The 12153-nt window shown below is 40.8% G+C and carries 10 protein-coding genes and 1 pseudogene; 8 read left to right on the plus strand and 3 right to left on the minus strand.

What is annotated here, in order from left to right:
- Positions 1-15 precede the first annotated feature (15 nt).
- Entirely contained in the window at positions 16-1086 is a 1071-nt protein-coding gene (locus tag P4361_RS16020) for a DctP family TRAP transporter solute-binding subunit (protein ID WP_328090057.1), read from the minus strand.
- A 100-nt stretch (positions 1087-1186) separates the two neighbouring features.
- Here P4361_RS16020 and P4361_RS16025 point away from each other — a divergent pair, with 100 nt between their 5' ends.
- The 5 genes from P4361_RS16025 (at position 1187) to P4361_RS16045 (ending at position 6081) form a co-directional block, all read left to right on the plus strand.
- Positions 1187-2785: a sensor histidine kinase gene (locus P4361_RS16025; protein WP_328090058.1), complete on the plus strand. Its 1599-nt coding sequence runs from the start codon at positions 1187-1189 to the stop codon at positions 2783-2785.
- Positions 2782-3480 carry a response regulator gene (locus tag P4361_RS16030; protein WP_328090059.1) on the plus strand — a complete coding sequence of 233 codons (699 nt, stop codon included), beginning with the start codon at positions 2782-2784 and terminating at the stop codon, positions 3478-3480. Before P4361_RS16025 ends, P4361_RS16030 begins: the two co-directional genes overlap by 4 nt.
- A 142-nt stretch (positions 3481-3622) precedes the next feature.
- Positions 3623-4894 (plus strand): dicarboxylate/amino acid:cation symporter, encoded by a 1272-nt coding sequence (locus P4361_RS16035; protein ID WP_328090060.1) that lies wholly within the window; start codon positions 3623-3625, stop codon positions 4892-4894.
- Between the two features lie 260 nt (positions 4895-5154).
- Positions 5155-5361, plus strand: coding sequence for a DUF6501 family protein (locus P4361_RS16040; RefSeq protein WP_053354268.1), 207 nt, complete (start codon positions 5155-5157; stop codon positions 5359-5361).
- 192 nt (positions 5362-5553) lie between these two features.
- On the plus strand, positions 5554-6081 hold the full coding sequence (locus tag P4361_RS16045) for an HAD family hydrolase (RefSeq protein WP_328090061.1): 528 nt from the start codon (positions 5554-5556) through the stop codon (positions 6079-6081).
- A gap of 43 nt (positions 6082-6124) precedes the next feature.
- Here P4361_RS16045 and recQ read toward each other — a convergent pair whose 3' ends face one another.
- Entirely contained in the window at positions 6125-8245 is a 2121-nt protein-coding gene (recQ, locus tag P4361_RS16050; RefSeq protein ID WP_328090062.1) for a DNA helicase RecQ, read from the minus strand.
- Positions 8246-8579: 334 nt separating this feature from the next.
- Here recQ and P4361_RS16055 point away from each other — a divergent pair, with 334 nt between their 5' ends.
- Complete coding sequence (locus P4361_RS16055) at positions 8580-9230, plus strand: C40 family peptidase (protein WP_091005727.1); 651 nt, start codon at positions 8580-8582, stop codon at positions 9228-9230.
- Between the two features lie 123 nt (positions 9231-9353).
- A complete protein-coding gene (locus tag P4361_RS16060) occupies positions 9354-10877 on the plus strand; it encodes an FAD-dependent oxidoreductase (RefSeq protein WP_328090063.1) in 1524 nt (507 codons plus the stop codon).
- 34 nt (positions 10878-10911) lie between these two features.
- Here P4361_RS16060 and P4361_RS16065 read toward each other — a convergent pair whose 3' ends face one another.
- Positions 10912-11628, minus strand: a complete 717-nt coding sequence (locus P4361_RS16065) for a gamma-glutamyl-gamma-aminobutyrate hydrolase family protein (protein WP_328090064.1) — start codon at positions 11626-11628, stop codon at positions 10912-10914.
- 214 nt (positions 11629-11842) lie between these two features.
- Here P4361_RS16065 and P4361_RS16070 point away from each other — a divergent pair.
- Positions 11843-12094, plus strand: a pseudogene (locus tag P4361_RS16070) (gamma-glutamyltransferase); the annotation flags it as partial.
- Positions 12095-12153 lie beyond the last annotated feature (59 nt).

A 12153-nucleotide genomic window follows, 5' to 3' on the forward strand; every position in this document is an offset into this window, starting at 1 on the left:
GTTCAACCGCTCATACTATCGGAATAATTGTTTTTCATATTTTCTTTGGATGTTTTTTATTTCGGAGATCAATTTTCTGCCTGCTATTGGTTCATATTGTTTATAGATAGGATTCAACTTTTCAATCCATTCTATTTTTTCCTTTGATGTCAGTTCGTGGATTTGAATATTTGATTCTTTTTTTATCAGATTCAGCTGCTCTTTATTCATGGATCGATAGTGGTCCTGGTTCCACTTGACCGTTTCATTTATGGAATCTTGTATGATCAGCCTGACCTTTGCAGGAAGGCTGTGCCAATAATCCTCATTCATTAATATGGCATACCCTAAAAATCCATGGTTGCTGATCGTCATGTAATCTTGAACTCGGTAGTATTTTTTTGAATAGATGTTAGAGATCGTATTTTCTTCCCCACTAACATTACCGGATTCCAAATTTCTATAGGTTTCATTAAAATCCATCGGTTTACTCTGGCCGCCAAGAAGCTCAAACTGTTTTTTCAGTACATTGCTGGACATAATACGGAACTTTTCACCCTTAAAATCATTTGGTTGAATAACCGCATGGCTTTTATTGGTGATTTGCTTTAAACCGTTCACCCAAAAACCAAGGCCTTTTATTTTTTGGCTCTTAAGAGATGCAAGCAATGATTTCCCTATGTCTCCGTTCAGCCCATCATTGATCGCTGTTTCTGTAGGAAAAGCAAACGGCAAATCAAGAACCTGCCATTTTGATGAAACACCTCCCAGTTTTGATGTAGCAGGGGCTATCATTTGTACCCTGCCGTCCTTCAATGCCTCCAATTCCTCTTTATCGGAATACAGACTGCCGTTAGGAAATACCTCCACCTTCACTCTGTGATTGGATTTTTGATCCACCAGATCAGCAAATTTTTGCGCCGCCAATCCTTTAGGTGTGTTCTCTGCAACCACATGGCTGAATTTGATCACAACCTGTTTTCGAATGCCAGATTGTTCATCATCAAAAGCCAGGTCTTGTTCTTTGCTATTAAAATGAAACCCTATATAAAAAGAAAGCAATAAGCCTGTGACGAGAAAAATTAAAATTCCGATGATTTGCTTCATGTTCAGCCTCTTTTGTACTCTTTTTCTATTAAGTCTAGCATAACTTAAAAACCATGTTACAATATTACACAGAATTCACTGGAAGGAATGGCTTGGCCATATGAAATTTTTAAGATTACCCATCCGCTGGAAAATCATCATTTTATCGTTCGGAATTGTTCTTTTTTCCCTTTTGATCGGAGGCATTATCATAATAGGTAAAATTGTCGATATGAGGGAAGAGGAACTTGGCAAACGTGCAATGATTACTGCCCGGACAGTGGCTCAGCTTCCTGAAGTACAGAAGAAGATCCAAAAGAAAGATGGAGCTGCGGTCATCAATCCCATTGTGGAAAAAATAAGAGTGATAAATAGTACAGATTACATCGTTGTTTTAAACATGGATCATGTCAGATACTCTCATCCTGTATATAGACTTATTGGAACAAGATCAGAAGGCAAAGATGAAGAACCGGCGTTTGCAGACCATACCTACATATCAAAAGCAAAAGGAGAGCTGGGAGTTGCTGTACGTGCTTTTATGCCTGTTAAAAATGAACAGCTTGAACAAGTTGGTGTCATTATCGTTGGAAACATACTTCCGGGTTATCTTGAAATCCTGCAAAGCTTGAAAGCACAGGCCGCTCTTATAATAATATTAACCCTGTTCTTCGGCCTGCTTGGTTCCTGGATGCTGGCAAGGCACATTAAACAGCAGATGTTTGAGCTTGAGCCGCATGAAATTGTGCGTATGTATGAAGAAAGTACAGCCGCTTTTCATGCTATGCATGAAGGAGTAATTGCTGTAGATGTAAAAGAGAACATCACCATATTCAATGAAAAAGCAAAATCGATATTTCGAGTGGAAGGGAGTCTGATCGGCAAACCGATACGCGAGGTGATCCCGGATACCAGGCTTCCTGAAATTATTGAGTTTGGAAAACCCGTGTACAACCAAGAGATTAATGTGAGCGGCAAAATCATTATGAGCAATCGAATTCCGATAAAAGTCAATCATTCCGTCATCGGAGCTGTAGCGATCTTTCAGGACCGGACAGAGGTTGCAAAAATGGCGGAAGAACTAACGGGGGTAAAGGCATTCGTAGAGGCACTCCGTATTCAAAATCACGAGCATTTGAACAAGCTTCATACGATAGCGGGACTCATCCAGCTGGAAAAGCGTGAACGAGCGCTTCAGTATGTTTTTGATATATCGGAGCAACAGGAGAATCTGACGAGATTCGTTACAAAAAATATTAAAAACGACAGTATTGCAGGTCTTCTCTTAAGCAAAGTGAGCAGGGGAAAAGAATTGAAAATCAACGTCTCGATCGACAGCCAGAGCCATTTGGAAGAACTTCCTTACCTGCTCAATGAACACGATTTTGTAATGATCCTCGGGAATCTCATAGAAAATTCCATTCATGCCTTAAATGACTCAAATACTCCTGAACAACAAATTGATATCAGTATTGAACAAGACAATGAAATTTGTGCTGTCTTAGTCGAAGACAATGGCCCAGGAATCCCTGAACACCTGCTGCCTTACATTTTTGACAAAGGAGTCACTACGAAAGGTGAAAAAGGACTGGGACTTGGTTTATTTTTAGTTAAAGAGATTATAGATAAGGGAAAAGGGGACATTAACCTATCTTCCTATCCAAATGGAGGGACGAGTTTTTACATCACGTTCCCAATGAACGGGAGGAGACAGTCATGAAAAGAAAAAAGATTTCTGTTGTTTTAATTGAAGACGATCCGATGGTGCAGGAAGTCAATAAAGCATTTATTGAAAAAGTCAGCGGTTTTGAAGTGACCGGCAGTGCTGCTAACGGAGTGGAGGGTGTAAAAAAAATTCAGGAACTACAGCCGGACCTTGTCATTCTTGATATCTTCATGCCCAAACAAGACGGTCTCGAAACACTTTATCAGATACGGAAAAATAAAGAGAAAGTAGATGTTATTATTATATCTGCAGCCAAGGATAGGGACACGATACAGACGATGCTTCAACAGGGTGCGATGGATTATATCATCAAACCGTTTAAGTTTGATAGAATTAAGCAAGCTTTGGAAAGATATAAAGACTATTACACACAATTTTGTCCGGACGGTGAAATGTCTCAAAAAGAAGTGGATACTGTATTATCAGGTATACATAATGAACATCAAAATCAAGAACAAAAAGGGATTCCTAAAGGGTTGAATCAACTCACCCTGAAACAGATCATCACCTATCTACAAGAGCAATCGTATGGTAAATCTTCCGAAGAAGTAGCTGAAGGGGTCGGGATTGCCCGTGTGACAGCCAGAAGATATCTTGAGTATTTAGAAAAAAGAGGAGAAATCATACTGGATATGCAGTATGGAGGGGTGGGGAGACCGGTTAATCGATATCTCATGAGGAAATTCTAAGGTTATCTGGCTAACGAAAGACCAAAAAGACCAAAAAGGACAATATAACCTAAATATTCACTAAATTTTCAGAAAGCGTTATCATCAATTTCATGGATGATAACGCTTTCAGTATGTTATTAGCTAATAAAGGAGGAAGAACATGAAACCCCTGTTTAAGAATTTAACCTTCCAAGTCATTATTGCTATTATTCTCGGTATCACTTTGGGGCTGCTATGGCCTGAAGCCGGAAAGAACATGAAGCCATTGGGTGATACGTTCATTAACGGTGTAAAAATGATCATTGCACCTATTATTTTTCTCACCATTGTTCTAGGTATCGCCAAAATGGGGGATATGAAAAAAGTAGGTAAAGTTGGCGGTAAAGCCTTTATTTATTTTGAAGTCGTCACTACATTTGCTCTGATTATTGGTTTAATCGTTGTCAATGTCATTAAACCCGGAGCGGGGCTAGACTTTGACAAGCTGCAAAAAGGAGATGTTTCTCAATTTACTTCCGGCGGTGCAGAAGGAGGAATCAACTGGGTAGATTTCGTTACCCATATTGTACCCCAGAATATGGTCGAAGCGTTCGCGAAGGGTGATATCCTTCAAGTCCTCTTTTTCTCTATCTTGTTTGGAGTCGGATTAACGGCTCTGGGAGAAAAAGGGAAACCAGTGATTGATTTTTTTGATAAGCTTTTACAGATCTTTTTTAATGTCGTCGGTTATATCATGAAAGCTGCGCCGATAGGGGCCTTTGGAGCGATGGCTTTCACTATTGGAAACTTCGGACTTTCATCATTGCTGCCTTTAGGAAAGCTTATGATTTCCGTCTATATGACGATGATCTTATTCGTAGTCATCGTGTTGAACATCATCTGTAAAATGTATGGTTTCAGTTTATGGAAATACTTAAAGTACATTAAGGATGAAATTCTAATTGTACTTGGAACGAGTTCCTCCGAATCTGTCCTTCCCAGGATGATGAACAAGATGGAGAGTTTCGGCTGTTCCAAGTCAGTAGTCGGACTGGTGATCCCTACAGGCTACTCTTTTAATCTGGACGGTACTTCCATCTATCTTTCGATGGCCGTCGTATTCCTGGCTCAAGTTTTTAATATCGACTTAAGCCTTACACAGCAAATTACCATCATTGCCATCCTTATGTTAACATCAAAAGGTGCAGCGGCTGTTACAGGCGGCGGTTTTATCGTACTTGCCTCAACACTTTCAGCCATGCAGGTTATCCCTGTAGAAGGACTGGCTTTACTGCTTGGGGTTGACCGCTTCATGAGTGAAGCCCGGGCGATCATCAATTTGATCGGAAACGGGATCGCAACTATCGTTGTATCAAAGAGCGAGAATGAATTTGATGAGAAAAAAAGTGAAGAAGCCTTTCTTGAACTTAAGTCCCAGGGAAGAACAGCATAAAAAAAGCGCCTCCTTGGCGCTTTTTTTGATGAGTCTGTTCACAGATTGATAGGCTTTAAGAGATGGGAAACCATCTGATTGAAGGGATCGGACTAACAGATCCATCTGGAGCCCATTTTTCATATGAGGCAGCACCGCTTAAATCCTGAGCGGCATAAACACCTGAGAGAACAAAGAGGAATCAGGCTTTTCTTTTGTTCTTTTAAAAAACAAGAGATTCCTTTAAAATAAAAAGGTACACAAAAGTAGGAGGCTGAATGATGATCCACCAATCATGGGAAGACAAAGCAACGATCAAAACGGTTACATGTATCCATACAAATGCAGCAAAGTATATGGTAGACCGAGTGCTGACCGAGGGAAAAACGTACGAAGTAAAGAACGAAACAGAAGAATTCTATTTTGTAGTTGATAACTCGGGCAGAGTCGCAGGATTTTATAAAGAGTACTTTCAAGAAAAACAATAAGCCTATAGGCTTGTTGTTTTTTTGTTTGGAGAATGAACATGGATGAGAAGAAGGGAAGCAAAGTGCCCTCCCATATGATTTGGATGCTTGCTGCTTCGGCTATAATGACAATAGGCAATGCAATACCTATTCAAATAAACAGTCATCTGTAACAAATGAGCCAATTACTGTAAAAAGAAAGGATCGACAGGAATGACTAAAGCTGTATTTATTGACAGGGACGGTGTGATTAATGAAGTTATGTCGTCAAGAGTCAAACATGTTAATCATCCCAGCAACTTTTATTTTCTGAAGGGCGCTCTTGAAGGATTAAGAGAATTGACCGAAATGGGGTTTCATTTATTTGTTGTAACGAATCAAGGGGGAGTTGGGCTTGGATTCCTCCAGGAAAAAACGCTAAAGAAAATTCACGATAAAATGGTTTTAGAAGTGGAAAATGCAGGTGGTGTGATAAAAGATATCGCTTATTGCTGCCACAAGCCGAATGAAGGATGCTCCTGCAGAAAACCAAGCCCTGGAATGATATTGGACCTGGCAGACCGGTACGATATTGATCTCACTAAGAGTTTTATGATCGGGGATCGTGAAACAGATATTGAAGCAGGAAGGAAAGCCGGTGTCACCACTATAAAAATTGGCAGGGAAATAGGAAAAGCTGATTTCTTAGCAATCCATCTGCTAGAAGCAGCCGATCATATCCGATCTCGTGAAAAAAAGTAAAGAACGCTCATTTCTAGAGCGTTCTTTACTTTTACACAGACGTCTACTTATGAACCAGCTGTCTTTTATTTTTTTGAATGACCGCTTTTATTGTAAAATAGGAAACTTCTTCCCCGAGTTCTTCCTTCAATGGTTTCAACTTTTCACTTCCAAGATGATCAATAGCGTTTAAGACCATAGCTTCTTGCTCAGCCGGGATAATTCTTTCCCAGTTTAGCGGTATTCCTTCCTCTGCACAACGGAGAAGATGGTTTTCTACTGTTTGCACCGAAAGATTCCGCGTTTTGGCGATATCAGTAATAGGCTGATTTTCTTTAAAGAGTGCGTAAGTATCCAAATGGCTGTCCTTTTTTGGAGAATCTGATGAACTCTCCATTTCCGCTGCAGCAGTAGCTGAAGCAGTGAATTCCTTAAGTGTGTCCAGGAAAATCTGGCCATAACGGTCAAATTTCACTTTTCCGACGCCTTTAATCTCCAGCATTTCATCTTCATTACCAGGAACTTTTTCGCTCATTTCCTTTAGGGCACTATCCGCAAAAACGACATATGGAGGTACGTTTTCCTGATCTGCCAGTTCCTTACGCAAGTTCCTCAGATGTTCAAAGAGCTCGTTATTTTCAGTAAAGCTGGTAATCGATTTTCGTTTCTCTTTTCGATAAACCTTTTCTTCTCCCTTTAACACAAACAGTGCTCTGGGTGCCAGCATAAGGACAGGGTACTGGCTATCGGATAACTGAAGGAGGCCTTCCGCTGTCAAATAATCAATAAGCTGCATAATTTCTTTTTGAGGCCGGTTTTTCATTAATCCATACGTCGTTAGAGAGGTAAGCCCCAGCTCTTGGATTCGCTTTGTTTTCGATCCGTTCAGCACTTGTGCGACTGCTGTTTTTCCAAACCGCTGATTCATGCGTTTCACACAGGAGAAAACCATTTGCGCTTGAGTGGTAATGTCCGTTTGCTCACGCTGGTCGGTACAATTTCCGCATTTCCCGCAATCAGCTGATTCCTCATCTCCAAAGTACTCGACAATAAAACGCTGCAGGCATTGTTCAGTATGGCAATAGTCTGTCATAAACTGAAGCTTTTTGTATTCATTTCCTTTCCTTGCTTCATCCATGGTTCCTTGTTCAATTAAAAATTTCTGAAGCTGGACATCCCGTGCGGAGAAGAATAGAATACACTCACTTGGTTCGCCGTCTCTGCCCGCACGCCCCGCTTCCTGATAATATGCTTCAAGATTGCGGGGAAGATTGTAATGAATGACATAGCGGACATTCGTTTTATTAATCCCCATTCCAAAAGCATTTGTAGCTACCATGATTGCCGTATCATCAAAAATAAATTGATTTTGTGATTCCCGTCTTTCCTCTTCGGATAGGCCGGCATGATATTTTGAAACAGTAAAACCATTTTTCTTTAAAAAACTATGAAGCTGATCGACTTCATTTCTAGTCGAAGCATATATAATTCCAGAATTTGAACTGTTTTTCTTTACATATCGAAGCAGATATTCACGTTTAACTTCATCTTTAATAATAGAAAACGTTAAATTATTCCGAGCAAAACCCGTAACAAAAGTGTTTTCTGGCTGAATGTCTAACAGCCGGCAGATATCTTTTGTTACTTCCTTGGTGGCTGTAGCCGTCAAGGCGACGATAACAGGCCGCGGATGAAGTGAAGCCAGCATATCTTTGATACGCAAATAACTTGGACGGAAGTCATGTCCCCATTGAGAAATACAATGAGCCTCATCGATGGCGATCATGGATATATTCATTTTTCCTATGAGACGTCTGAACGCCATGGACTCCAGCCGTTCAGGCGCAACATAAATCAACTGATAGGCACCGTTTGCCGCTTGTTGTATCCTGTCCTGAATGTCTTCGTCAGATAGTGAACTATTAATATATGTAGAAGGAATTCCAGCATTCTCAAGGGAATCGACCTGATCCTTCATCAACGAAATAAGGGGAGAGATAACCAGGGTCACTCCATTGAGCAGCATAGCAGGAACCTGATAGCAGATGGACTTTCCTCCCCCTGTAGGCATGATCCCCAATGTATTCTTATGCTGGAAGATGCTCTTGATCACTTGTTCTTGTCCTGGCCGAAATGAAGAATAGCCAAAATGTCTTTCTAAAATTTGTTGAGCTAAATTAAACATACAATCTCCTTCCTGAACAAAAGAAAGAATAGAAAAAAAGAATTTCACAAAGGTACTAAATAAAACGGAACAATGCTTAATTATACATCAATCCTGAAAAACCTGCTGTAAATAACAAAAGAAAAACAGGGTTCTACTCTATGCTTTCTAAAATAACGATATCAATTACTTTCCACTAATGGATAAATTATTAAATGTAGTTTTTTGTTAGAAATAGATGAATAAAATAGTATTTTGTAATATTATTGTAATCTCCCTAAAATACTTTTGTTATAAATATTTTATATTATTAATTTATTGGTATCGCAAGAAAATTTTGGGGGGAAAGAGCAACTTGAAAAGATTACTTATGGGGTTGGGAATTGCAGGCATTTTAACTGCAAATCCTTTAGTGGGACAGGCAGCACTGGGAGATCATACGTTAAAATACGGAATGACTCATACAGAAGTAAAAGATTTGCAGCAAACGTTAAAAACGAAAGGTTACTTTACGTACAGCACGACTACAACCTATTTTGGTACATATACAGTGAATGCTGTGAAAAGCTTTCAAAAATCAAAAGGACTTACTGCTGACGGAGTTGCAGGGCCGGCCACCTTTAAGGCATTGGGAATCTATCCGTCCTATAGCAAAACTCAACTTGTTTCCACTGCTAAAACTTACTTAGGTGTCCCTTATGTGTGGGGTGGTGCGACACCTTCAGGCTTTGACTGCAGTGGATATATCGACTATGTATTTAAAAAATCGGCGGGAATCACACTGCCAAGAACGGTTGCAGATATTTATAAAGAAGGTACAAAGGTTACTACTCTAAGCGCCGGAGATTTGGTTTTCTTTGAAACCTATCAGACCGGTGCTTCACATGTCGGTATCTATATCGGAAACAACCAGTTTATTTCCGCTACTTCCTCAAACGGAGTCAGCATAGCTTCCATGAGTAATACATATTGGGCACCCCGGTATTTAGGGGCAAAACAAATATAAGGGAAAAGCCAGAACAGCGTTACTGTTGTTTTGGCTTTTTTTATTTATATAATTAATCAAAATCCACATGAAAATAGAAAAAGAGGGAAATATAGGAAGAAACGAGGAGGGATCTTTTTAATCATGAAAAAGAGTAAACTGCCCGATTTTTCAGAATCCTACTGGAAAGAATCCTGCCAAGTACAGGGATATGAAATTTTATCAACCGATTTAGAAGCAGATGCAGTGGTTATAGGAGGAGGAATTACAGGAATCACAACTGCTTATCTTCTGTCGAAAGAAGGGCTGAGCGTAATCCTACTGGATGGAAGTAAAATATTAAATGGGACAACCGGCCATACAACCGCAAAAATAACGAGCCAGCATGGTATAATCTATGATGAGTTAATTCAGCATTTCGGAGTAGAACAAACGAAGCTCTATTATGAAGCAAACAACGGTGCTCTGAATTTTATCAGGTCCATGATCCAGGACCATCAGATTGACTGCGATTTTTCCGAAGAAGACGCCATCATCTATGCAGAATCGGAAACCTATCTCAAACAGGTTCAAAAGGAATATGATGCCTACCAAAAGCTGAACATCAGCAGTGAATACTCTGAGAGCATCGCGTTGGATCTGGCTGTGCGAGGAGCCGTTTTGATGAAAAAACAGGCACAATTTCATCCGGTTAAGTATCTTTCCGCACTCATACAGGAGATTACAAAGAACGGCGGCAAAATCTTTGAAAATACCACCGCAGTTGATATTGAAACTGGAAATCGCCCTCGAGCCGTAACAAAAGACGGTTATAAAATTACCTGCAGACATGCTGTAATTGCTTCTCACTTTCCTTTTTTCGATGGAGCCGGGTTTTATTTTGCAAGGATGCACGCTGAACGTTCATATGCGATTGGTGTTACGACGGAAAGAGATTATCCAGGCGGGATGTATTTAAGTGCGGACAGTCCGACCCGTTCTTTAAGATACACGAATTACAATGGTGAGAAATTAATCATCGTTGGCGGTGAAAGCCATCAAACAGGACAAGGAATGTGCACAAGCAAGCACTATGAAGCCTTGGAAGCATTCAGTGAAAAGGTGATAGGTATATCCGACATCCCTTATCGCTGGTCTGCACAGGACTTAATTACATTAGATAAAATTCCTTACATCGGTCCGATTACTGCCCCCCATGAAAATATCCTGGTTGCCACAGGATACCGCAAGTGGGGAATGACGAATGGAACGGCGGCAGGTTTGCTCATAAAAGATCTGATTTTAGAAAAGAAGAATCCGTATGCCGACGTCTTTTCACCATCAAGGTTCAAGGCTGATCCAAGCCTGAAAACATTGGTTGTAGAAAATGCTGATGTTGCCAAGCACCTGATCGAAGGCAAGCTGGAGATGCCGGATAAAACTCCAGGAGATCTATCACCGGATGAAGGGGCAGCAGTTACGTACAATGGCAAAAGAGCAGGAGCGTACAAAGATAAAGAGGGAAAGCTCTATGTACTCGATACCACCTGCACACATCTCGGATGTGAGGTGGAATGGAACAATGCCGAACGCTCGTGGGACTGCCCGTGCCATGGATCGCGCTTCTCGTTTGAGGGTGAGGTACTGGAAGGCCCGGCGACCGAACCGCTGGAAAAGCTGGATCAATAGACAAAATAAAAAGTGGCTCCCTTTTTTTCGGGAGTCACTTTTTTGCTGCGGCAATTAAAGCTTGAAATATGCTCATCATTCCAGGGGAAGCTGTCAGCTCTTCTGGATGCCACTGAACACCCAGGATAAAATGGTCTTTGTTTCTGCTTTCAATGGCTTCCACGATTCCATCCGGTGCATAGGCACAGGGTAGAAGAGGCGGAGCTGCAGATTTTACGGATTGATGATGGAAGCTGTTCACTTGAAGCGTAGGAGTTCCTGCAAGTTCGTGAAGGAACGAACTCTTCTTGATCGAAACTTCATGAGTGGGAATATTTCTTGGTGCCTGTTGCTTATGTTTAACCGGCTGTTCAGTTTCAGCGGGAATGTGTTGAATCAATGTTCCTCCTAACGCAACATTGATAATGTTCATTCCGCGGCATATGCCTAAAAGCGGCTTTTTATTCTGTTCAGCTAACCTTACAGCTTGGATTTCAAATTCATCCTGCGTCCTGTTTACGATGCCAAGCTCCGGCGTTGGATGCTGCTGATAGAAGAAAGGATCTACATCATCTCCTCCAGGCAGTACAATCCCATCACACTTCAAAATCATTTGTTCTGTTAACCCCTGGTTTACAGATGGAAGCAAGACGGGAAGACCCCCCGCTTGGATAATTGCGTCACTGTATTTACGGTGTAAAATAGAGCTCTGGTTTCCATTATGTTCAGCACTTGAAACTGTAATCATGATCATAGGCGAGACTTTTTTCATAGCATTAAATCCTTTCAGGCATTATCTGTTTCTTTCCAGTATGCCCCATTTGATGATTACGTTTACAAATAAGAAGGCACGGTAAATTATTAGGATTAATTTTCTTAATATTCAAACAAAATAAAAGGAGGAAGTCTATGAAAAAGAAAGCATCGGTTACGATCAGTCTCGTCCTCAGCTTTTTTCTTATTATGGAGCCGAGCCTTGCAGTTGATCCATCCTTCATTCACTCGAGTACGATATGGAACTGAAGGCAGCAGTTGAGGAGCCAAGAATATATACCAACAATACAAGTAATTATATGAAGGAAAAAGGGATTCCTGAGGCGGCTGTTGCGAAGCTCAATCAAATAGGTCATAAATTTGGCGCAGCAGGGGATGAAATCGGCAATGTTCAAAGTATTTTTATTGAGGACTCCAGCAGAAACGGAGCTGCAATCGGTATACTCCTTATCCATCACCCGTAGCAGATAAAAGGGGCTGTCCAAGAAGTCTGTAAGCTGTTGATTTCCGTTCCAGGCTGCTC

The sequence above is a fragment of the Fictibacillus sp. B-59209 genome (genome assembly GCF_036216745.1).
GTDB lineage: Bacteria > Bacillota > Bacilli > Bacillales > Fictibacillaceae > Fictibacillus_C > Fictibacillus_C marinisediminis.

Excerpts from the sequence above, each read along its gene's own strand:
- P4361_RS16045 (WP_328090061.1), top strand. The coding sequence starts at position 5,554 with ATGACTAAAGCTGTATTTATTGACAGGGACGGTGTGATTAATGAAGTT.
- P4361_RS16030 (WP_328090059.1), top strand. The coding sequence starts at position 2,782 with ATGAAAAGAAAAAAGATTTCTGTTGTTTTAATTGAAGACGATCCGATG.
- P4361_RS16065 (WP_328090064.1), bottom strand. The coding sequence starts at position 11,628 with ATGAAAAAAGTCTCGCCTATGATCATGATTACAGTTTCAAGTGCTGAA.
- recQ (WP_328090062.1), bottom strand. The coding sequence starts at position 8,245 with ATGTTTAATTTAGCTCAACAAATTTTAGAAAGACATTTTGGCTATTCT.
- P4361_RS16020 (WP_328090057.1), bottom strand. The coding sequence starts at position 1,086 with ATGAAGCAAATCATCGGAATTTTAATTTTTCTCGTCACAGGCTTATTG.
- P4361_RS16060 (WP_328090063.1), top strand. The coding sequence starts at position 9,354 with ATGAAAAAGAGTAAACTGCCCGATTTTTCAGAATCCTACTGGAAAGAA.
- P4361_RS16040 (WP_053354268.1), top strand. The coding sequence starts at position 5,155 with ATGATCCACCAATCATGGGAAGACAAAGCAACGATCAAAACGGTTACA.
- P4361_RS16025 (WP_328090058.1), top strand. The coding sequence starts at position 1,187 with ATGAAATTTTTAAGATTACCCATCCGCTGGAAAATCATCATTTTATCG.
- P4361_RS16035 (WP_328090060.1), top strand. The coding sequence starts at position 3,623 with ATGAAACCCCTGTTTAAGAATTTAACCTTCCAAGTCATTATTGCTATT.